The sequence below is a fragment of the Brevibacterium sp. FME17 genome (genome assembly GCF_014897515.1).
GTDB lineage: Bacteria > Actinomycetota > Actinomycetes > Actinomycetales > Brevibacteriaceae > Brevibacterium.
Genome location: NZ_JABUYD010000011.1, coordinates 54,545 through 76,029 on the forward strand (window position 1 = coordinate 54,545; position 21,485 = coordinate 76,029).

Annotated in this window: 22 protein-coding genes and 1 pseudogene; 9 read left to right on the plus strand and 14 right to left on the minus strand. The window is 64.5% G+C overall.

Annotation, left to right across the window (positions count from 1 at the left end):
* Positions 1–11: 11 nt before the first annotated feature.
* Positions 12–524 carry a hypothetical protein gene (locus tag INT40_RS11535; RefSeq protein WP_096159611.1) on the minus strand — a complete coding sequence of 171 codons (513 nt, stop codon included), beginning with the start codon at positions 522–524 and terminating at the stop codon, positions 12–14.
* 191 nt (positions 525–715) lie between these two features.
* On the opposite strand from INT40_RS11535, the gene INT40_RS20620 reads away from it, so the two are divergent.
* Positions 716–1,063: a hypothetical protein gene (locus INT40_RS20620; RefSeq protein ID WP_226831228.1), complete on the plus strand. Its 348-nt coding sequence runs from the start codon at positions 716–718 to the stop codon at positions 1,061–1,063.
* 191 nt (positions 1,064–1,254) lie between these two features.
* On the opposite strand, the pseudogene INT40_RS20625 reads toward INT40_RS20620, so the two are convergent.
* The 4 genes and pseudogenes from INT40_RS20625 to INT40_RS11555 all read right to left on the minus strand — a co-directional run.
* Positions 1,255–1,410 (minus strand): annotated as a pseudogene (locus INT40_RS20625) (hypothetical protein); the annotation flags it as partial.
* A gap of 30 nt (positions 1,411–1,440) precedes the next feature.
* Positions 1,441–2,007 (minus strand): NADPH-dependent FMN reductase, encoded by a 567-nt coding sequence (locus tag INT40_RS11545; RefSeq protein WP_193096094.1) that lies wholly within the window; start codon positions 2,005–2,007, stop codon positions 1,441–1,443.
* On the minus strand, positions 2,004–3,191 hold the full coding sequence (locus tag INT40_RS11550; RefSeq protein ID WP_009884883.1) for an LLM class flavin-dependent oxidoreductase: 1,188 nt from the start codon (positions 3,189–3,191) through the stop codon (positions 2,004–2,006). The genes INT40_RS11545 and INT40_RS11550 overlap by 4 nt, the downstream gene beginning before the upstream one ends.
* Before the next feature lie 60 nt (positions 3,192–3,251).
* Entirely contained in the window at positions 3,252–3,701 is a 450-nt protein-coding gene (locus INT40_RS11555; protein WP_096157505.1) for a MarR family winged helix-turn-helix transcriptional regulator, read from the minus strand.
* 79 nt (positions 3,702–3,780) lie between these two features.
* Between INT40_RS11555 and INT40_RS11560 the strand changes: the two genes are divergently transcribed.
* The 3 genes from INT40_RS11560 to INT40_RS11570 are packed head-to-tail and all read left to right on the plus strand — an operon-like array spanning position 3,781 to position 6,409.
* Complete coding sequence (locus INT40_RS11560) at positions 3,781–4,350, plus strand: MogA/MoaB family molybdenum cofactor biosynthesis protein (protein ID WP_096159607.1); 570 nt, start codon at positions 3,781–3,783, stop codon at positions 4,348–4,350.
* Between the two features lie 5 nt (positions 4,351–4,355).
* Entirely contained in the window at positions 4,356–5,243 is an 888-nt protein-coding gene (gene fdhD, locus INT40_RS11565) for a formate dehydrogenase accessory sulfurtransferase FdhD (protein ID WP_096167700.1), read from the plus strand.
* Positions 5,244–5,284: 41 nt separating this feature from the next.
* Positions 5,285–6,409, plus strand: coding sequence for an aminotransferase class V-fold PLP-dependent enzyme (locus INT40_RS11570; RefSeq protein ID WP_009884887.1), 1,125 nt, complete (start codon positions 5,285–5,287; stop codon positions 6,407–6,409).
* A gap of 24 nt (positions 6,410–6,433) precedes the next feature.
* Here INT40_RS11570 and INT40_RS11575 read toward each other — a convergent pair whose 3' ends face one another.
* The 9 genes from INT40_RS11575 to INT40_RS11615 form a co-directional block, all read right to left on the minus strand.
* Positions 6,434–7,204 carry a sulfite exporter TauE/SafE family protein gene (locus INT40_RS11575; RefSeq protein WP_165770310.1) on the minus strand — a complete coding sequence of 257 codons (771 nt, stop codon included), beginning with the start codon at positions 7,202–7,204 and terminating at the stop codon, positions 6,434–6,436.
* Between the two features lie 68 nt (positions 7,205–7,272).
* On the minus strand, positions 7,273–8,658 hold the full coding sequence (locus tag INT40_RS11580) for an MBL fold metallo-hydrolase (protein WP_009884889.1): 1,386 nt from the start codon (positions 8,656–8,658) through the stop codon (positions 7,273–7,275).
* 69 nt (positions 8,659–8,727) lie between these two features.
* A complete protein-coding gene (locus INT40_RS11585) occupies positions 8,728–9,924 on the minus strand; it encodes an FAD/NAD(P)-binding oxidoreductase (RefSeq protein ID WP_373270354.1) in 1,197 nt (398 codons plus the stop codon).
* A 339-nt stretch (positions 9,925–10,263) separates the two neighbouring features.
* Positions 10,264–11,058, minus strand: coding sequence for a GntR family transcriptional regulator (locus tag INT40_RS11590; protein WP_009884261.1), 795 nt, complete (start codon positions 11,056–11,058; stop codon positions 10,264–10,266).
* 22 nt (positions 11,059–11,080) lie between these two features.
* Positions 11,081–12,238 (minus strand): hypothetical protein, encoded by a 1,158-nt coding sequence (locus tag INT40_RS11595; RefSeq protein WP_009884260.1) that lies wholly within the window; start codon positions 12,236–12,238, stop codon positions 11,081–11,083.
* Positions 12,238–13,128, minus strand: coding sequence for a cytochrome c biogenesis CcdA family protein (locus INT40_RS11600; protein ID WP_009884259.1), 891 nt, complete (start codon positions 13,126–13,128; stop codon positions 12,238–12,240). The genes INT40_RS11595 and INT40_RS11600 overlap by 1 nt, the downstream gene beginning before the upstream one ends.
* Entirely contained in the window at positions 13,128–13,871 is a 744-nt protein-coding gene (locus tag INT40_RS11605) for a DsbA family protein (protein ID WP_193096095.1), read from the minus strand. Before INT40_RS11605 ends, INT40_RS11600 begins: the two co-directional genes overlap by 1 nt.
* Before the next feature lie 67 nt (positions 13,872–13,938).
* Complete coding sequence (locus INT40_RS11610) at positions 13,939–15,228, minus strand: hypothetical protein (RefSeq protein WP_096157501.1); 1,290 nt, start codon at positions 15,226–15,228, stop codon at positions 13,939–13,941.
* A 6-nt stretch (positions 15,229–15,234) separates the two neighbouring features.
* Positions 15,235–15,987 carry a DsbA family protein gene (locus tag INT40_RS11615; RefSeq protein WP_219618759.1) on the minus strand — a complete coding sequence of 251 codons (753 nt, stop codon included), beginning with the start codon at positions 15,985–15,987 and terminating at the stop codon, positions 15,235–15,237.
* A 185-nt stretch (positions 15,988–16,172) separates the two neighbouring features.
* Between INT40_RS11615 and INT40_RS11620 the strand changes: the two genes are divergently transcribed.
* The 5 genes from INT40_RS11620 to INT40_RS11640 all read left to right on the plus strand — a co-directional run bounded on the left by INT40_RS11620 (position 16,173) and on the right by INT40_RS11640 (position 21,360).
* Positions 16,173–16,634: a hypothetical protein gene (locus INT40_RS11620; RefSeq protein WP_226823664.1), complete on the plus strand. Its 462-nt coding sequence runs from the start codon at positions 16,173–16,175 to the stop codon at positions 16,632–16,634.
* Complete coding sequence (locus tag INT40_RS11625; protein ID WP_193096096.1) at positions 16,631–17,020, plus strand: BlaI/MecI/CopY family transcriptional regulator; 390 nt, start codon at positions 16,631–16,633, stop codon at positions 17,018–17,020. The genes INT40_RS11620 and INT40_RS11625 overlap by 4 nt, the downstream gene beginning before the upstream one ends.
* Positions 17,017–18,003 (plus strand): M56 family metallopeptidase, encoded by a 987-nt coding sequence (locus tag INT40_RS11630; RefSeq protein WP_193096097.1) that lies wholly within the window; start codon positions 17,017–17,019, stop codon positions 18,001–18,003. Before INT40_RS11625 ends, INT40_RS11630 begins: the two co-directional genes overlap by 4 nt.
* Before the next feature lie 93 nt (positions 18,004–18,096).
* The gene (locus tag INT40_RS11635; protein WP_193096098.1) at positions 18,097–19,368 is read left to right on the plus strand and encodes an MFS transporter; all 1,272 of its coding nucleotides are present in this window, start codon (positions 18,097–18,099) and stop codon (positions 19,366–19,368) included.
* Positions 19,369–19,515: 147 nt separating this feature from the next.
* Positions 19,516–21,360 carry an MFS transporter gene (locus tag INT40_RS11640; protein WP_193096099.1) on the plus strand — a complete coding sequence of 615 codons (1,845 nt, stop codon included), beginning with the start codon at positions 19,516–19,518 and terminating at the stop codon, positions 21,358–21,360.
* The last annotated feature ends 125 nt before the right edge of the window (positions 21,361–21,485 follow it).

Genomic DNA, 21,485 nt, shown 5'->3' on the forward strand with positions numbered 1-21,485 from the left:
GTTCGCGCAGGTCACCGCGTCGAGGAATCCGCTGCCGTCGCCGAGGCGGTCCGGCGCTTTTGACCCCGGGCGAGGACGAGCAGACAGGCTGCATTGCTCAGCAGGATCACCGTGCCGATGAGGCAGATGGTGATGTCGAGGATGCCCGCATGGGAGTGCTCCGGCGGATCGGAGAAACCCGGAGCCGTCCAGAGAAGAGTGCCGATCGACAGGGTAAGGACCGCTGTCGCGATGAGCCCGACGACGCCGAGCATCTCGACGGCGGCGAGGGTGAGCAGCGCAACGATGGCGAGGAAGATGATCACGGCCATGATGTCGTAGCTGTGCCCGGTTCGGGTTGCCTCCTGCCATAGGCTGCCGTACTGCGTCGACTCCTCTGGATCCGACTTGTAGTAGGGGAAGAAGGTGAGTACGAAGGTCAGTACGGCCAGCGGGGAGTAGAAGCCGGCGAAACCCGCCGTGATCTGGCGCCTGCGCCTGTCGAGATCGGTGGAGATCTCAGAGGAAATGGCCTGAGGTGTCATCGACTGCTCTGTCCCTTCGTCCCCGCTCCTGGTGGATCCAGTGTCTGGCGCTCGGTGCCGCAGAGACAAGCTCCGGACGATCCTCAGCCGGATGCCCGCGAACGGGAGGGTCGGCTGTGATTTCGCGGGCACGGACGGTGATGGCCGTTCGTGCATGGACATCGTGGTGAGGTGCTGAACACACTGTGACCATGTCTGAATCCGAAGAGGACCCGTCGGATGACCCGCTCCTGCTTGTCCTGCCCACTCTTGGCAGTCTCGGCGCCGACGGCAGCAGTTACGGAGGTGAGCATTTCATCTGCTTCCCCGCCGTCGGACCGACGACCGGCTACCCGGTGAATATATGGGAGGAGCACAGAACCGACCCCTCGGATGTCGCTGTCGGTGCCGAGCAGAAGGCCCGACTGACGCGAAGCGAGGCGGAATCGACCTTCGAGGTCGCAGTCTGCGGCGAGCAGCGTTTGCGCCGAGTTGCATGGGCGCTCATTCTCGCGGTGCCGGTACTTCTTGCCGGACTCTCGGCACGCGCGAAGCGCTGAGAGTCGGTCTCGGGGCGGATGCCATGAGCTATCACACCTCGGCGACCGCCCGGGTCTCGGCGGAACGCCATCCCGGCTTGGTCTTCTTGCGGAGAAGAGAACACGGTCGACGCTGAGCCGAGACCCGGCCCCATGGCCGCGAGCAGCAGCGCACCGCCGGTGAGTTCGACGAAGGTGGAGATGGGTGCGGCGATCCCCGGCAGCGGCACGCCCATCTGTGAGAACGATTCGGAAGTTCCGGCGATGGTCCATTCGTTGAACTTCTGCCAGCCGTGGCGATGCAGATGGAGCCGAGGCCGATGCGGGCGATGACGGTGATGATGTCGCCTGTCACCCGAGTCGATCAGCGCCGTTCGAGTGCTTCCCGGACTCTGGGCTCAGAACCCGTACGAGGCCTCCTTGGCCTCCCGGATCGAGGCATAGGTCTGCGTGAGCACGAGAGTGTCCTCGACGAGCCGGTCGAGGCGCGCGATGACATCGTTGTTGACGATCTGGCCCCGCAGCAGGTCCTTCTCCTCGACGAACACATAGGGCTGGACGACCTGCGCCTTCATATAGGTCAAGATCGGCTGCAGCTGCTGTTGGGGAACCATATAGTGCTTGGCCGAACCCGCGGTCGCGACCATGGCCACGACCTTGTCCCGGAAGGCATTGACCGGCAGCAGGTCGAAGATGTTCTTCAAAGTCGCCGGTATCGAGGCTTGGAAGATCGGGGTGCCGATGATGATCACATCAGCGTCCATGAGAGCCCGGGTCACGCGACCGGTATCGCCGGTGTATTCGGTGAAGTTGCGGCCGTCGCTGAAGACCATGTCGACCTCGGCGAGGTCGATGAGTGTGGCCTCGACGTTTGGGTCCTGGACCATCACGGTCTGGGTGAGGTGTTCCATGACCGTGCGCGTCTTCGTGCCTACGTTCGAACCGGATAGAGCGACGAGCTTCATCGGGCAACCTCCTCGGCTGTGTTCGCATTCATCGCCGAGGTGGCCTGGGGAGTCGACGAGACCGTGTACTTCTTCACGGCGGGAATGACCTCAGAGCCGAGGATCTCGATCTGCTTCATCACCTTCTCGTAAGGCATGCCGCCGAAGTCGATCTGACCGAGGTAGCGCTGATGACCGAAGACCTCGTGCTGGTGCAGGACCTTCTCCACGATCTGCTGCGGGCTGCCGAGGTTGACGATGCTGTGCGGGTCAACGGCCTGGGCGAAGAGCTGTTTGGGCATGCCCTGCCCATTCGAGCGCTTCATCCCCTCATTGATGTGCGGGTAGAGCCCGCGCAGCGCCTCCTGCGAGGTTTCGGCGACATGGAGGAATCCGGCGTTCGCGATCGGCAGGGTGGCGGGATCGAAGCCACGGTGACGTGCCGCTTCCCGGTAGGCATCGACCGTCGGCTTGAACGACGAGGTGGTCCCGCCCAGGTGGGCCATGACCATGGGCACTCCGGCCAGGCCCGCCTTGATCGCACTTGTCGGGGCGCCGCCCACGGCCCGCCAGATCGGCAGCGGGTCCTGTGCGGGACGGGGGAGCACCTCGGCGCTGTTGAGCGGGGCGCGGAACTTCCCGCTCCAGGTCACCCGCTGCTCCCGATTGATCCGGCCCAGCAGCTCGAACTTCTCCTCGAACAGCTCTTCGTAGTCACGCAGGTCGTAGCCGAGGAGTTCGAACAGGCCGATCCGGGAGGCGCGGCCGGCGACGAGTTCGGCGCGACCGTTTGAGATGTGATCGATGGTGGAGAAGTTCTCGAACACGCGCACCGGATCCGAGGTGCTCAGGATCGTCGAGGTACTGCCGATGCGAATCGTGCTTGTGGCCTGGGCGATCGCGCCGAGGATGACGGCATGGGCCTGCGAGGCGAAGTACTCCTGATGGCTCTCACCGACGCTGAAGAAATCGAAGCCGGCATCCTCGGCCGCCTGGGCGTAGCCGATGAATTCGCGGATGCGCTCGCCGGCGTCCACCCTGGACCCGTCGGCCGGATTCGGCAGATGATCGCCGAGGCTGTACATCCCGAACTGCAGTCCCTGACCGGAGGTGAATCCGAGGTGATCCATCATGTTCGTGGCTTGGGCCTGCTCAGTGGGCGCTGTCTGCTCAGGAGGTGCAGTCTGGCCGGTGGTTTCGCTCAATTTCTCTCCTCAGTGAAATGTCATTTGCCATGTCAACTGATAGTGCCGGAGAAATATTCCCTAGGACTGCGAATCGTCCTCGCAACGGGTGATGCTGTGCTCGTAGAGCTTCTTCATCAGCGCATGCAGCTGCGTCTTCTCGTCCTCATCGAGGACCTCGTCGAAGAGTGAAGCCTGCTGCTCAAGCTGGGAAGGATAGGCCCGCTCGAGGAGCTCGGTGCCCTTGTCGGTCAGCGAGATGTGCTTGGTCTTCCAATCCTGCTGCCTCGAGATGAGCCCCTCGGATTCGAGACGGGAGAGCATTCTGGAGATGCCACCTCCCGTGACGGTGAGACCACGGGCCAGGTCGGTCTGCGTGATCGGCTGAAAATTGCGGATATGGGCCAGCGCTTCGAATTGGGCCAGGGTGAGATCGAACTGCCGCAGATGGTCATTGGACAGCTGATTGCTGTTCTCGACGAAGCGCACCATGCGCAGCCAGACCAGCGTGCTCAGCGACAGATCCTCCATCGCGCCTCCTCCCTGTGGACCTTTCTCACTGTAATGGGTACCAGTCGAACGCAGCGCCTGTCCGACGTACGATGGCATCGTGAGCAGTGAAACGAATGGGGCAGCACAAGCCCAGGCGACATCCCAGGCCGATGACCTCCTCGGCGCGGGACGGACTGCTGCCGTCATCATCGCCTCCACCTCGGCGGCCAGGGGAGAGGCGGCCGACACCACCGGCCCGATTCTCGTCGACTGGCTGCGCACACGCGGATACGAGACTCCCGAGGCCATCGTCGTCCGCGACGGCGAACCCGTCGGCCAAGCCTTGCGCGCCCTCCTAATCGACACCTCCGAGGCCGAGCGCCCCCGCATCATCGTCACCAGCGGCGGCACAGGCCTGGCCCCCGATGACCGCACCCCGGAATTCACGGCCGAAATCCTCGAGAGACAGTCACCCGGACTCATCTACGCGATGTGGCGCAAGGGACTGGAGACGACCACCTCGGCGGTGATGAGCCGCGGAGTCGCCGGCGTGACCGGCCGCAGCTTCGTCATCAACTTCCCCGGATCCAAGGGCGGGGTCAAGGACGGCATCACCGTCATCGACGAACTCCTCGAACACATCCAGACCTCGGTCGAGGACACCACCGACCACGGACCACGGGACTGATCGGGATGAAGCAGCGCAGGGCAGTCCGCGCCAGGGTCTACAAATTCGATGCCACCGGAGAGATCTCCGCCGGTCCCGATTCCCTGGCCGGGGAAGAGCCGCTGGAGATCCGACTCGACGGCGAGCAGTTCTCCGTCACGATGCGCACACCCGGCAACGACGTCGAGCTCATCGCCGGCTACCTGCTGTCCGAGTCGGTCATCACCTCGATGGACGAGATCGAGGAGATCGACTTCTCCGCCGGGCTCGCCCCCGACGGATCCCGCAACTACAACGTCGCGGCCGTGCGACTGCGACCCGGAACCTGGAGCGCCGAGGCGGCCCCCGCCCGATCCGTCTACACCTCGTCCTCGTGTGGGATCTGTGGAACCGCGGCCATCGACGCGGTGACGAAGACCTCCGCCTACCCCCTCATCCCGGCGTCCTTCCCCGTCGACCTCGACGAAGAATTCCGGTTCCCGTCCCTGATCTCAGCGGCGAGGATCGGGGAACTGCCCGACCGGCTGCGTGAGGGACAAAACGTCTTCGACAAGACCGGGGGAGTCCACGCCGCGGCACTCTTCGCCGTCGGTGAGGACCCGAATGCCGAGCCCGAGCTCCTCGTCACCCGCGAGGACGTGGGCCGCCACAATGCCGTGGACAAGGTCATCGGCTGGGCCATGTCACACAATGGAATCGGCTTGCCGCTGAGCCGCACCGTCCTGCAGGTCTCGGCCAGGGCCTCCTTCGAACTGGTGCAGAAGTCCGCGATGGCAGGCATCCCGATGATGTCTGCCGTCAGCGCACCCTCGGCGCTGGCCGTCGAACACGGCAAGAGCGTGGGTGTCAGCGTCATCGGCTTCAACCGTAGGGGCCGCTTCAACGCGTATTCCTACCCGGAGCGCATCGCCTAGCCGCATCGCCTGCGCTCTACCTCGGTGCTAGATTCGGTGGAATGGGAATCAATGACGATCGCAGCACGCACACGTCCGCACTCTCGCTCGCCGAAGCGCAGGCGGAATGGGACGTCGAACGCACCTTCCTCGACTCCTGCTCGTACGGGCCACCACCTCGGCGCGGGTGGGACGCGATGCAGGCATCGCTCGAACAATGGCGACGCGGCACCCGCCCCTGGCAGGCCTGGGCGGATTCCGTCCAGACATCCCGAGAACTCTTCGCACGGATGGTCGGTGCGGATGCGGACTGGGTGACCACAGGCGCCGCCGTCTCCCAGCTGCTCGCCCCGATCGCCGCGGCCCTTCCCGATGGTGCTGAAGTCCTCGTCCCCGACATTGAGTTCACCTCCGGTGTCTACCCTTTCGCCGTCCATGCGGACCGCGGTGTGCACGTTCGCACCGCACCGCTGCAGTCCCTCGCCGAGGCGATCGATGAGTCCACAGCGCTCGTGTCGTTCTCGGCGGCACAGTCGGCAACCGGGGAAGTGGCCGACATTCCGGAGATCACGGCACGTGCACGCGAGGTGGGAGCACTGACCGTCCTCGATGGCACGCAGGCCGCCGGGTGGCTTCCGCTGAATGCCGCCGAGGTCGACTTCCTCGCCGTCGCCGCCTACAAATGGCTGTGTGCTCCGCGCGGGGCTGCGTTCCTCACGATGCGCCCACCGGCCAGCCGCGACGCGGGTGAGGCGAGCACTCGGGCGCAGGAGGAATTCGCCGCGCGGCTGAAGCCGCTCGCGGCTGGATGGTTCGCAGGCGGGAGCGGAGCCAGCTTCGGCATGCCGATGCGCCTGGCAGACAACGCTCGTGCCTTCGACATCTCTCCGGCCTGGCACAGCTGGGTCGGGATGGCACCGGCGCTCGAGCTTCTGCTTGAGGTCGGCGTCGAAGCGATCCATGAGCATGATGTGGCCTTGGCCAATGCTTTCCGTGAGGGGATGGGGTTCGAAGCGTCGAACTCTGCGATCGTGTCGATCGAGGTCGCCGATTCTGCACCGTCGCGACTTGAAGAGGCGGGGATCCGATTCTCGATGACCGACGGCCGGGCACGATTCGGCTTCCACATCTACAACGACCAAGACGATGTCACTGCGGCAGTCGAGGCGCTGCGTGGACTGAGATGAGCGGACCTCAGGTCTCACCAGCTCTCACCCGATGAGCAGGAGAGTCTCCTCGATGACGACGACTGCAGCAATGGCCAGGACGAAAAACCCGAATCCCTTGCGCAGGCCTTGACTGGGCAACCTGTTGCTGAGCCAGAAGCCGATGAAGGATCCGGCAACGGCGAGGCCGGCGATGGCCACAGCCAGCGACCAGTCGAGTGGGGTCGAGAGGGCGTAGCCGGCCAGTCCGGACGCAGACTGCATGGTGATGATGAGCAGGGACGTGGCCACGGCGCGTGGCATCGGAAGCCGTGCCAAGAGCACCAGCGCGGGAACGATGAGGAAGCCCCCTCCCGCGCCGACGAACCCGGAGACCAGCCCGACCACTGCGCCGGTGGCAAGGACCTTGCTGATCGGCAGCTCCGGTGGCCTCTCATGCTGGTCACCGGTCTGCCGACGTCCGCGAATCATCGCGATGGCAGCGGCCGTCATCACCGCGGCAAAGGAGAGCATCAGCACCGGAGCCGGGACGTATGCTCCCGCTCGGCCGCCGGCGAATGCCCCCACCATGGCTGCCACCCCGAAGATGAGCCCTGTGCGCCACACCACCCGCTTCTTCGCCGCATGCAGGCTCAGGCTGACCAGCGACGTGACACCGACGATGAACAGCGAGGTCGGAATTGCCTGCACCGGCTCCAGGCCGGTGATATAGGTGAGCACCGGGACAGCGAGAATTGCGCCGCCGCCCCCGAGCAGCCCCAGGGTGAGGCCGATGACCAGGGCGAGGGCCAAGGTGAGTGCGAGAGAGAAGTTCATGATCTCCGGAATCTGACACAGCACACGCATCCGGCGCACGGTGGCGCCGGATGCGTGTGAGGTCGGTCCTACTTCTGAGCGGCCTGCCAGCCGAGGTAGCTGCCCTCGAGCTCGACGACACGGTGACCGGCTCTGCGCAGGGCGCTGGCGGCCACAGAGTTGCGAACTCCGCTCTGACAGAACGTCACGATCGTCCCGTCCGCCGGCAGCTCGTCCTGGTGCCATAGGACTCGACCTGCACTGAGCTGCTTCGCCCCAGGGATGGTCCCCGCGACATATTCAGAGGCGTTGCGGACATCGAGGAGGAGATCGTAGTCGGTCGTGCCCAGATCGGATGGTGACACCAGTTCGGGCACCACCACGGGAAGTTCGTCGAGGCTGGTCACATATCCCGTGACGTCGTCGATGCCGACGCGAATCAGGTGGTCCCACATCAGCTGTGCGAGGTCCTGATCCTTCGCAAGCAGGACGAGTGGACGCGAATCGGCTTCAGGATCATGGGCCCAGCCTGCATGGGCGGCGGGTTTGCCGGCGACCGGGACGTTGATCGCCCCGGGGACGGTTCCCTGATGGACCTGGTGCTGGTTTCGAGTGTCGACGAAGGTCACTGTGGCCTCCTCCACGTCCTTCTTCACCGCCTCGGCGTCGAGCTCCTGCAGGGGATTCCGGTGTCCCAGTATCTGTGGTCCCTCACGGTTCTGCCGCTTCATCCGTGAGAAGTAGGCAGGTGCATCCGGCTGCCCTTCGAGAAGTTCGTCGATGAAGCCCTGCTCATCGTCGGCTGCGAGATGACGACCCCACCAGGAGAAGTTCCGTTCGTATCCGACCGTGGTCGTGGGAACGGCGCCGAGGGCTTTGCCGCAGGCGCTGCCGGAACCGTGGGCGGGGAAGATCTGAACGTAATCGGGCAGTGCCAGCAGCTTGTCGCGCAGGCTGCGGAAGAGCTGCTTGGCGCCCTCGAATCGGGTGTCGACACCGCCTGCAGCCTCGTCGAGCAGATCGGGGCGCCCCAGATCTCCGACGAAGACGAAGTCGCCGGTGAAGAAGTAGCCGGGCTTGTCGGCGGCGGCACCGTCGGTCAGCCGGAAGGAGAGGTGTTCAGGAGTATGCCCGGGAGTGTGATCCGCGGCGAGGGTGAGGTTGCCGACGGTGATGGTGTCGCCGTCGTAGAGGCGCTGACCTGCGAAGCCGTATTGCCAGTCCTGTCCGCCTTCGCCCGAGACCCAGATGGTCGCGTCGGTGGCTTCGGCCAGCTCGCGGGTCCCGGAGAGGTAGTCGGCATGAATATGGGTCTCTGTGACATGCATGATGCGCATGCCCTTGGACCGGGCCAGGTCCAGATAGACGGAGACGTCCCGCCGAGGGTCGATGACGATGGCTTCATTCGTCTGCTGGCAGCCGATGAAATAGCTGGCCTGCGATAGGTCTTCGTCGTAGATGCGTTCGAGAAGCATGAATATTCTCCGATGTTCGTCATGTGCAGGGTGGGGTACTGCTGTGTGCGGCAGTGCCGGGCAGGGAGTTCAGGCTCGTCCCTTGAGAATGAGGTTCCAGTACATGGCCGGCAGGCCGTAGCGCTTGAGATACCACATGTCGCGACGTTCGTGCGTGGTGTCGATGACCGGGATGCTCGGAGCCGGCTGCATGCTGTAGTCGAACTCCGCCAAGAGCATAGTGTTTCGCGATGTCGTCAGTGGGCAGGAGGCATAGCCCTCGTAGCGGGCGTTCACGGGCCGGTGCTCCATTGTTGCCAACAGGTTCTCCACCACGACCGGAGCCTGCTTCCTGATGGCAGCGCCTGTCTTCGAGTTCGGCGACGATCCTGCGTCGCCGAGGGAGAAGATCTCGGGCCAGCGCACGTGCTGCAGGGTGTTGGGATCGATGTCGACGTAGCCGTTCGGGTCACCGGGCTTCGACACGGGACTGTGTTTGATCCAATCAGGTGCGGACTGCGGTGGGACGACATGGAGCATGGTGTAGTCGAGTTGTTCGCTGCGCTCAGCCGAATTGTCTGTGATGGTCACGGACTGAGCGTCGGCATCGATGTCTGTGATTTCGCTGTTGAAGCGGACCTCGATGCCGTAGCGTTCCACGACCTTCTTGAGCTCCTTGGCGAAGACCTCGACGCCGAACATGCCCGGCGTGGGGAGGACGAGAACCACGCGGATCTTATCCAGCACCCCTTGCTGCCTCCAGTGATCGGCCGCCAGATAGGCGATCTTCTGCGGAGCTCCAGCGCACTTGATCGGCCCGGAAGGCATGGCGAACACGGCAGTGCCGCGCTTCATGCCCTTGATGAGCTTCCACGTCTTCGGTGCCAACTCGAAATCGTAGTTGCTCGATGCCTGTGGCCCTGCAATGGCCTCCTTCATACCCGGCACACGGTCCCAATCGAGCTGCAGGCCGGGAGAGACGACGAGGTAGTCATAACCGACTTCGCCACCGGAGGCCAGCCTCACGGTGTGATCGTCGGGCTCGATCTCAGACGCCGAGTCCTTGATCCAGGCAACTCCCTGCGGCATGACCTGCGCTTCGGGGCGAACGCTTTCCCGGCGCGGGGCCGCGCCGCCGCCGACGAGCGTCCACAACGGCTGATAGTAGTGCTCGGTATTCGGTTCGATGACTGCCACATCGTCCTGGCCGGCGTTGCGCAGACGGGCGGCCACGCTGAGGCCCGCGTTCCCTCCACCGATGACGACGGTCCTATGGTGCATGCTCACTGTCGATCCCTCCTTGGTTCTGTGGCGCCCGCCGCGATTGAGCGGCGATTGGCCGACGGCACAGGGAAATTTCTGCAGATGGTCCGTTCAAATGTTCGTACATCTCTAATGTACGTACATTTATGGCTGGAGGAAAGCCCTGGAGGACATCAATGTGATCACTGCGGAGCCCGACCGAGGAAGCACTGTGGAGTGCGCGGCCAGTGCGTGCCCGACGGGCAGGGGCAGTGTGTGCCCGGGCGCGGACAGTGGTAGGGCACGTCCGTGCGCGCCCGGGCAGTGTTGGGCAGAGCCTGCGGTGTCAGGTGTGCTGTGAGGAGGGGCGAGAGGCGGTGGGACTCAGGGGTAGGTGGTCGTGACGGTGAAGCGGTCACCGCGGATGAGAGTTTCTCGCCATTCCAGCGCCCGGTCGTCGATCTTGCCCAGGCGTTCGATGAAGAAGGCCGCTGAGTCGGGCTGAGAGTGGAGACGGCGCGCCTGCTCAGAGGTGAGGTTGACCGAATGCACGGTCTCCTGTCCTGCTGTCAGGGTGAGATTGCAGCACCGCTGCAAGGCATCGTAGAGGGCGGTGTGGGTCAGATCCTGTTCGAGGACTCCGCGTGCTTCGTGTGTCAGCCACACGCGATCGATGGCCAGCGGCTCATCGTCGGCGTACCTCATCCTCGCGATGTGGACCAGGTCTGCATCGGGTCCGACGCCGAGGCGCTTCGCGACCTCGGGATCTTTGCGCAGTTCCGCAGCGTCGATGGTGCTGCGCTGTGTCATCCCTGATTTCTGGACCGCAGCGAACAGGCTGTAGACCGGGCCGAACCGACGCTCCCTAGCGACATGGACGACCTCGGAGGGACGCCCGGGCTGAGCTGTCACGAGGCCTTCTTGGCGCAGGGGTGTCAGTGCTGCACGGATCGTTGAGCGGCTGACCTCGTAGTGCTTCGAGAGCTCGAATTCGCCCGGGAAGGTGCTGTCGAACTCTCCCCGCCTGATCCTCCGCTCAAGATCGGCCTTGACCCTGGCCCACAGCGTCCGGTGGCCGGGGTCGTTGCTGCCTCCGGTGCTGCTGCCGGTCGAATCGATGTGCCCAGATGATGCCATGGCACCAGTCTGCCCGAAGAGTCGTTTCTTTGCGTCGAACATTCGGGCGGTCGAGACAGCCGCGCTACCCCTGTGCCGACTCTTCGACCACCCTGTCTGTGGCCAGCAGGGTCCGGTCACCGGCCCGCAGAGTTCCCAAGCCCTTCGAGGTGAAGACGTCGGGAACTGCGACGGTGCCCGACCCCTGCGCCGGGTAGCCCCGGGCGATGCTGCCGGTGGCGGCATTGTGGACCCGCAGAGTCTCGCCCTCGCGCAGGTAGATGAGTCCGCCGACGGCAGCTTCCAGGACCACGGACTCGGGCAGAGAGACGGGCAGTTCGTTCATCCCTGTTGCATCGATGACCGTCAGGCCCTGCGCATCCCTCGTGATGACCATCTGCGAGTTCGCGTCTTGGGCGATCTCGCTGGCGGAGTCGTCGACGACATCGCCGGATTCCGCATCGATGACGGGCCCGGACCCATCGCCGGCATCGAGGTGGATGAGACCGTCGACCTGCTCGGTCAATGCTGTGAGCCCCTCGGCATTCCAGTCGTGATCCGACAGCGGAATCTCCCAAGCGGTCTCTGCGCCGTCAGCGGCGGAGAGCGTGTCGTGATCGACGCTGAGGATCAGACCCTGATGCTCGCCGAGCACACGAGAATCCGAAGCGCCCTGGTCCGCGACCTCACCGGTGTCAGGATCGAGTGCCACAGTTTCGGCCTCATCGTCGGCGGGCGAGAAGACCGTCCCCGGACCCTGCATCGGGCCGGGTACCTCAGTCGGACCCCACCGCTGCTCACCCGATTCGAGGTCGTAGGCGCTCGCCGTCACCTCGGTGCTGCAGCTCTGATCGGAGGCGGAGTCGGTGAGCACCGCCAGTGGATTCCCTTCGCTGTCGACGGTCACGGTGAATCCCGTGCAGCCCCGGGGCCGCTGCGCCTGCCACAGTGTGGTGCCGTTGCTGTCGACGGCGCTGAAGCCCAGACGTTCGTCACCGATGCCGGCTGAGAGGAAGACATCGCCGAGGTGCTTGACGTCGAGATCCCAGCCCGGTTCCACGAGTTCGAGGGGTTCGACGATCAGTGGCAGCTGCATGTCGGAGCCGTCGACCGCGTCGAGTTCGGTCCCGGCCTGGTTTGGTTCACGGTCGAGTTCGGGCGGCTCCTTCGTCGAGGTGCAGCCGACGAGCGCCAGCGCCGTGCACAGGCCGAGCGCTGTTGCGAAGAGTCCTCGTGTAGGCATCAGTGCCTCGGCTCGTCTCTGGTCTGTATATCTTGGTCCCGCCTGTCCTTGTCCGGCCTGCCCTGGTTGCGACGGCGTTCATGACGGAACCACAATGCGATCGCGATGAGAGCCAGCAGGCAGACGACGAGGATGTCGATCGTCGTCGTCGTCCAGGAGCTCGCCCATTCCTGAATATGGGCGAGGGTGGACGTCGAGACCAGCGATGGAGCCGAGACCAGGCCGTTGGTCATCCAGAACACGATCCCGATGAGGATCATCAGCGCCCCGGTGACCATCGAGACGACCGGCAGTCGGCGGCCGAACAGCGTGACCGAACCACCGCGCATGACTGCCCGTGCCCGCGGTCCCATCCGCGACCACAGAGCCGCGGTGATGAACAGAGGCACGACCATTCCGGCCCCGTAGATCGCGAGCATCACGCCGCCGAGGAACACACTGCCGCGTGTGGCCGCCAGAGTCAGGACCGCGCCGAGGATGGGCCCGGAGCAGACTCCGGCGATCCCGCTCGTGGCGCCGAGGAGGAATGTCTTCGTCGCTCCCGTCGCCGTGGCGGACTTGGACCTCATGGCGTCGGCGCCGGGCAGCGCCTTAGCGGGGTCGAAGCCGAAGCCGAAGAACTGGACGATGCCGAGAATGATGAGGATCGCCGAGGCGACGAGGACGATGGTGCCCCGATAGGCGGTGAAGAGTGCTCCCAGGGTTCCTGCCCCCATTCCCAAAGGGATGAGGACGAGCAGCATTCCTACGTAGAAGATGCCGCCGTGGAGCAGCAGTCGTGACCCGACGCCGACTGTGGAGCCGAAGAAGGCCGGCAGCAGCAGGGCCGCGCAGGGGCTGAGCAGAGCGAGGACGCCGCCGATGAAGGCGCTGAGCAATCCGATGTCCATCAGTTCGCTTCTTCCAGTTTCGCTTCGATGGCGTCGACGAAGACGCTGGTGGGCTGGGCCCCGACGTAGGGCTGAGAGTCGAGGATGAATGTCGGAGTCGAGAACGCGCCGAGTTCGGTGCCCATCGCCGCGTTCTTATCGACGGCCTCGGCCGTCTCAGACGAGTTCATGTCTTCCTCGAACTGTTCCATGTCGAGGCCGATGTCGGCGGCCACGGAGGTCAGCGCTTCGGGCGAGAGCTCCTCCGGCGACCGTGGTTTGCCTCCGGCGAACAGCTTCTCGTGGAACTCCCAGTGCTTGTCCTGCAGGGCTGCCGCGTAGGCTGCCTCGGCTGCCTGTTCGGATGCGGATCCGAAGACGTTGACCTCGCGCCATTCGATGCGCAGATCACCGGAGTCGACGTAGTCGAGCATTGTCGGCAGAGTGTCCTGTGACCAGGCCGCACAGTACGGGCACTGATAGTCGGAGAAGACGACGAGTGTGACCGGGGCATCCACCGGTCCGTCGGCCAGGGGATCGTCATCGTCAGTGTCGAAGTCGCTGAGATCCTTCTGCTCGGGATCCTCGACCTCGGTGACGACGACGTTCGGTTCCTTCTGTTTGCCGGCGGTCGTTTGGGCAGATTCATTGTTCTGCTCGCGATCCATGAGGAGGATCATGAGCACGAGAGCCAGGGCAACGGCGATGACCGTGAGGGGTATCCACCATCGGTATTGGGGCCTGAGCGCTTCGTGTCTCGGCATATCACCACTCCTGAGTTACTATGCGGATTAGTAAAGTGTAGATGACGGCGGTCTGGCGCTGCCACCGTCAGCTCCGACTCGTGACCAACAGCGGTGTCTGCGGGTCACCGATGAGCGCGGCACCGGATTCGGAGATGTGGTGGGGCGACCCGAGGTGTTCGATCGCCTCGAGCAGGGCAGTGCCGCCTTCGGCCCGGCTTCCGTCCCGGGCAGATCTGGCAGTGACCGGCCGTTCCGTCTCCGCGCGATCTGAGTCATGACCGCTCGAGGAGCCGCTCCCACTTGTCGAGCGGCTCCCGCTTGATGAGCGGCTCCCACTCTCCGAGTCGAAGACGATGAGACCGGCACCCACGGCAGCGACCTCGGCGTTCTCGGGCAAAGGCGTGTTCCAGCGTTTGGTCCCGTCGGAGTCGAACCCGAGCAGATCGGACCCGGCGGTGACCAGGGTCTCGCTCGATGAGTCGAACCAGGCCCCAGAGATATTCGAATCGACGCTCGCCCCCGAGTCCAGGTCGATGAGCGTTCGCTCCTCGCTGCCGGCATCGCCCAGCAGCGCGTGGGTTTCACCGATCGGCTCCCAGGGAACCTCCCGGGCGTCGGAGGCCGACAAACCGAAGTCCTCGGCTGCCCGAGTCCAGAGCCTGTGCCCGTCGAGATCCTCCCCGACGATGTCGCCGTCCTGACTGCGAATGAGGTGCTCACCGAACAGCGCGACCACCCGCGGCGAGGCGTCGTCGCTCTCATTTTCAGTTTCGACAGCGGCCACATCTCCGGTGGCCGGGTCGAGCGCGGTGCGGGGCCCGGCGATTCCGATGAAGTCCTTCGGTGCGCCCGCGAAGACGAGGCCGTTGCCCAGCATTGCTCCGGGTGTTTCCACCGGTCCCCACTGTTTCTGGCCGGTTGTGAGGTCATAGCCGCTCGCGGTCGGTGTGAGTGAGTCGCCTGTCGCAGAGCCTTGGTCCATGAGGACTGCGATGGGTCCGTCGTCGGTGGTGGTGACGAGGTAGGCGGAACAGGCGCGGGGACGCTGTGCCGTCCACAGAACCTGACCACCCGAGTCGACGGCGCGATATTCGAGGCTGTCGTCGTTCTCGTGCATCGACAGGAATGTCCCGTCCGCTTCCTGGGCCGGGGCGTCCCAGCCGGGGTCGACGGTGCGTTCCGCAGCGGAAGCGCTGCCTGCTTCACCCGACTCGACGCTCGCAGCTTCACCGGAGTCGAAGCTCGGAGCTTGTGAGCCTGCCGTGCTCGGCTCGGACGACTGTGAGCCCGAGCCGAACCCCGAGCAGGCGCTGAGCGGAAGGACAACGGCGACGATGAGGGGCAGAACCGCCGAGGCGGTGGACCGTGGTCGCACGCTTCCTTACCCTTCCGCCTCGGCGAGGGCATCGTCGACGGAGCCGACGAATGCCTTGGTCGGCTGCGCGCCGACGAGGGGTTTGCCGCCGATGACGAATGTCGGGGTGCTGGCCACGCCCAGCGAGTAGCCCTCTTGGGCAGTGGCGTCGAACTCTTCATGGGCGTCGACCGAGTTCATGTCACCCTTGAATTTCGTGGGGTCGAGGCCGAGATCCTCGGCCGCGGAAACCAGCGAGTCGTCGTCGAGCTCGGACTTAGGGGGATGCTCGCCACCGTCGAACATGGCATTGTGGAATTCCCAGTACTTTCCTTGGAGGCCGGCGGCATAGGCTGCGCGAGCCGCCCTCTCGGACTCCTCGCCGAAGACGGCGAGATCGCGCATCTCGATGCGCAGATCGCCCTTGTCCACATAATCCATCATGGCAGGCAGCGTCTCCTCATTCCAGGAAGCGCAATACGGGCACTGATAGTCGGAGAACATCACGAGAGTCACCGGGGCATCGACCTCGCCGAGCGCGTGACTGTCGCCCTCGACCCTGTGCTCGACGAACGACAGGTCGACCTCCTCGGTGCCGGGATCGGACTCGCCACCGGCTCCGGACTCGCCACCGGCTCCCGACTCGCTCTGGGAATGCGCGTTCGCGTTGTCCTCGGAAGGGCCTTGGTTGACGATGACCACGCCGATGAGCACTGCGGCGAGGACGATGACGGCCAAGGGCACGAGCCACACCATGGGGCCGCGAGCAGAACGGAACACGGGAACCTCCTGAGGAAGTCGGGTCGGGAGAGTCAGATCAGCGCGCAGCCGAGGCAACGCGTCATGGAACTTTACTATCCTGAATAGTATACTAACTTCCATAGTAAACATTCTGTCCGACGCTGCGCAACGAAGGGACCCTCTTGCTGTTCTCCTATCTCCGTGAGGCGGCCCAATCGCTTCGCATGTGGAGCACCCGCCGCATCCTCGTCGCCATTGCGGCCGCCGGTGCATCCACAATCATCATCGGGTTGTCCACGGTGCTCATCCCCAATTCCTTCTTCTCCAGGGACATTCCGCCCGTGTGGTGGGACTATCCGGTCTGGATTCTCATGTCGGTCCTCCTGGGCGTGCTCGTCGCCACCTATGTCCGCGAGCCTGGCGCTCGCGTCACGAGCTCCGAGCGCCGCGGGGGCACGTTCGGTACGGTGGGTGGCATGCTCGGCTGGTTCGCCGTCGGCTGCCCGGTGTGCAATAAGATCGCGCTCGTCGTGCTCGGTTATACTGGGGCTCTCACATACTTCGCACCGCTTCAGCCCGTGCTGGCGGTCCTGTCGGTCGTCCTGCTGCTGGTCGCGGTGGTCGTCCGCCTCAAGGGGCAGTTTTCCTGCCCGGTACCCACTCGTGAAAGGAGCGCTCAGGCATGACATCAGTGTCGGATTCGACCGAGAAGTCTTCGCCGATCCGCCTCGGTGCGCTCGAACAGCAGGTCATGGACCTGTTGTGGGATGAGGGCCCATTGACGGTCAGGCAGATCATCGAAGCCTCGGACAATGTTCCCGCCTATACGACGATCGCGACCGTCCTGACGAATCTGGAGCGGAAGAGCCTAGTGCGGCGTGAGCGGCAGGGCCGATCGGTGCAGCACCTTCCGATCATCAGCCGCGAAGAGCATGCGGCGACGCTCATGCAGAAGGCGCTGGTCAACGGGGGAGACCGGGCGGCCTCGATCCTGCACTTCGTCCAAGGCATCGGTGCCGAGGATGTCGAGCTTCTCCGCGGCTACCTCAACTCCAAGGATGAACGCGGATGAGTCTGCTGCTCAGCGGGGTCGGCGCGCTCACTCTGTTCGCCCTCGTCTCCTGGATCGGGCCCTTTCTGGTGAGAGCTGCAGCGCCGGTTCTCATGCGGGTCCCGCGACTGGCAGTGCTCGGGCTCCTGTTGGTGCCCCTCATGTGGTGGGCGGTCGTGGCCGCGATGAGCCTCATGGCGGCCTCGCTGTTCAAGGGTCCGGATGTTCTGCCCGTTCCCCTCGCCGATGTGTGCCAGCGGTGCCTCATCGCGGCCAGCCCGTTCCCCGGGCTCGCGCAGGTCGACACTTTGGTTCCGGTGGTCCTCTTCCTCATCTTCCCGCTTGTGCTCTCACTCGTCTCCGTAGTATGGGCGCTGCATCGGCGGACTCGTCGCAGGCAGGCGAACTCGGCTGCCGCCCAGCGTCTGCACCGGGACTCGGCGGTCGCCGATATCAACGGTCATTCACTCAACATCCTCGACGTCCGGACCCCCTTCGCGTTCTCCCTGCCGCAGAAATACGGCGGCGTAATCGTCTCCGAAGCCCTGTGCGCGAGCTTGGAGAAGAATGAGCTCACCGCCGTGCTCGAGCACGAAAAGGCCCACGTCGAGGGTGGGCATCATCGGATCATGGCAATCGTCGACACCTTCGTGCGACCGCTGTCGTTCATTCCCCTGTTCGCCGAGGTGGCCGCCTCCATCCCGCTCTACCTCGAGATCGCTGCCGATGACCGGGCACAGCAGGTCGCCGGCACACCGGCTCTGGCCAGTGCGCTGCTCAAGATCGGGCAGCCCACGAACCTCAGCGACCACCTCGGCGGCCTCCATGCTCTCAATATCGCCGGACCCGACCGCATTCGGCAGTTGGTCTCACCGGCCAAAATGACATCCGGGGTACTGCCGGTGGTGGCTCTGGTGAGTGTGCTCGCCGCCTTCGTCACCGTCTTCTCCTCAGTGTTCTACTCCTACGCCACGGTGCTGGTCGCCGGCTGCGTCATGCCCTGACCGACCTCGGTGAAGTGGCCACCACTCGGACTCAAGCCACCCCAATCACGCGGGCGCCTACCATGCTGGATGAGGGTACGAGGGGAGTGATGAGTGGATAGACACGAGCAGCGAGTGCCGAGTCGGGGCCTGCTGACGGTGCTCTTGGGCGCCGTCGGTGCCGGGCCGTTGATGCTCTACGGGCTCAGCGCCGTCAGCGACTCGATCATCGTCGACCTCGGGATCTCGGAAGCCCAATTCGGTCTGCTGGCCACAGCCTGCTTCGCGTGCGCGGCCATCGGCAACGCGACCTTGGGCCGAGTTGCGGACAAGCACTCGGACAACTCTCTGATGACCGTGGTCTTCGTGCTCGCCGCAGCTGCACTGATGTTGGTCGCGATCCCGGCGGGGTTTTGGATGCTGTTGATCGCCGCAGCCGCCTCGGGCATTGCCCAGTCCTTCCCCAACGGGGTCACCAACCGGATCCTTCTCCAACGCGTCCCGACGTCCAAACGCATCGGCTGGGTGGGAATCAAACAGTCCGGAGTCCAGGTCAGCCAGTTGACGGCGAGTCTGGCCTTTCCGCTGTTGGCCGCGGTTGCAGGATGGCGGGGTGCGGCACTGCTCATCGCACTCGTCCCTCTCTTTCTGATGGTGCTGTCGTGGCGATCGCTGCGCAAGACACCGCTGCTCACGGATGCAGCCTCGCGGTCCGTTGACACCACCACTTCCACCGCCGAATCCGAGGCTGACGAACCCAAGACCTCCACCGCCGAGGCGGCCGAGTCAGTTCCCGTCACCTCGTCGCGCTACCCCGGCATGGTGTGGGCCCTCGCCGCTTTCGGCCTGCTCAACGGGGTAGGGGTTCAGGCCACCAATGTCTACTTGCCGCTGTTCTCAGTGCGCGAACTGGGATTCTCACTCGTCCTCGGCGGTATCACCGCGGCGGTGGCCGGGGCGATCGGCGTGGCCGCCCGAGTGGGTTGGGCCAGGCAGATGGCCCGTGGTGCATCGGGGCCCCGCCTGCTCCTGCTTCTTGCCTTCATCGCCGTCGGTGGCGCAGTGATGTTCTACGGTGCAGGGGTATCCGGCTGGGCGTGGATGCTGTGGGTTGCGGCGGCACTGCACCGCACCTCGGCGCTCGGAGTCTCTGTGGTTCTCATGAGTGCTCTCATGCGCTCGATCCCAGCGACGTCGATGGCTTCGGCCAGTGGGATGGTCACGGCCGGCATGTTCACCGGCTTCGCCCTCGGCCCGGTGGCCATGGGGTTGTTGGTGAGCTCGCCCGCTGGGTTCTCGCTGGGCTGGGCGGTCGTCGGAGTGATCTACCTGCTCTGTGCAGTGCTCGCTGTGGTGCTCATCCGTGCGGCTCGGCGAAGCGAATAAACTTCAGCACGTCTTCCGATCAACAGCGAAGAGTACTCCTCGTGCGATCGTAAAACCAGCCCTTGTCGGCGCGGGGGAGTCTGCTTAGACTCCCCGGTAGATAGCGCGAAAAGTTGGCCGGTGCGAACTGATGCAGCGAGGTGTCTGATGAGCAAGGATGTTGAACTCGGAACCATCACAACCGATGTGCCGGCCCGCATGGACCGACTCCCATGGGCCAGGTTCCATTGGATGGTTGTCGTCGGTCTGGGCAGCGTGTGGATCCTCGATGGACTCGAAGTCACCATGGTCGGCAATGTCGCCGCCCGAATGACAGAGGACGGCAGCGGCATCTCGATGACCGCCGGGCAGATCGGCACCGCGGGTGCGATCTACGTGCTGGGAGCGTGCGTCGGCGCCATTGTCTTCGGCCAGCTCACCGACAGGTTCGGCCGCCGCAGACTCTTCCTCATCACCCTCGTCCTCTACCTGGTGGCAACCGTCGCCACCGCGTTCTCCTTCTCACCCTGGTACTTCTTCCTCGTCCGCTTCCTCACCGGAGCCGGGATCGGCGGCGAATACGCGGCCGTGAACTCCGCCATCGATGAACTCATCCCCGCCCGAGTGCGCGGGCGCATCGACCTCATCATCAACGGCTCCTACTGGCTCGGCGCTGCTGGCGGTGCCGCAACAACCCTGTTCTTCCTCAACACCGACATCCTGCCGCAGATGATCGGCTGGCGACTCGCCTTCGCCGTCGGCGCGCTGCTGTCGATCTTCGTCTTCGTCGTCCGCAAGAATGTGCCCGAAAGTCCGCGGTGGCTCTTCATCCACGGTCAGGAAGACGAAGCCGAGAAGATCGTCGAAGGCATCGAGTCCGGCATCGAGGAGGCGACGCAGCAGAGTCTGCCCGAGCCAGACCGTACTATTACGATCCGCCAACGCAAGACGATCTCCTTCGCCGAGCTCGCGAAGGTCGCCTTCAAGCTCTATCCGAAGCGTGCTGTCCTCTGCCTTGTCCTCTTTGTCGGGCAGGCGTTTCTCTACAACGGAATCACCTTCAACCTCGGGACGATTTTCCACGGGTTCTACGGCGTGGCTGCGGGGACCGTTCCGATCTTCATCATCCTGTGGTCGCTGAGCAACTTCGCGGGCCCCGTCGTCCTCGGCAGGCTCTTCGACACGATCGGCCGCAAGCAGATGATCTCGTTCAGCTATCTGGGCTCAGCAGTCGTAGCGGTGATTCTGGCATTCGTCTTCAACGCGAACATCGGCAATGCCTGGCTCTTCCTCATCATCCTCGCCGTCTGCTTCTTCCTCGCCTCGTCCGGTGCCAGCGCGGCGTATCTCACGGTCAGCGAGATCTTCCCGATGGAGACCCGGGCACTGGCGATCGCATTCTTCTACGCCATCGGCACAGCCGCCGGCGGCATCGCCGGACCGCTGCTCTTCGGCGGGATGATCGAATCCGGCAACCGGTCCCTGGTTGCCATGGCCTTCTGCATCGGCGCCGGAGTCATGGCATTGGGTGGCATCGCGGAGATCTTCCTCGGAGTCAAGGCTGAGGGGGCGAACCTCGAGGATATCGCCCGCCCGCTCACCGCCGAAGATGCCGATGGGGCCAAGGGGAAGGTCGAGGAGAAGATGGCCGCAGAGGCGGGTGCCGGCCAAGGCTCGGATGCCGACGGCACCGTGGAGCCGACGCCAGCGGCAGGGCGCCAGGAGATGAGGAAACGCGACCGGCTGCGTCCGGGGCCGGGTTCGGCCGGAGCATATGCCCCGTGGCCGTCAGTATCCTCCCGTGATGTCCCACCCGAAGTCTCGGCCAATGAGGTGCAGGGCATCATCGACTACATTCGCGACATGCAGCCGGTCTCGGAGACGGAGCTCCACCGCGCTATCGGTGCCCGTCACTGGGGGCCCGGACGTTTCCGCTCGTCGGTGCGCGAAGCCATCCGATTGGGGCACATCAAACGCAATCGTCGCGGCAAGTTGGAGTCGACCGACCGGTGATCCGAGGCCAAGACACAGCCCAGACGTCCCCCGTAGAATCGGGAGTATGCGCAAACGTGTACTCGTCATCATTCTGGCCGTCATCGCGGTGCTCGGCCTAGTCGCCGGTATGCTCAGCGGGACTC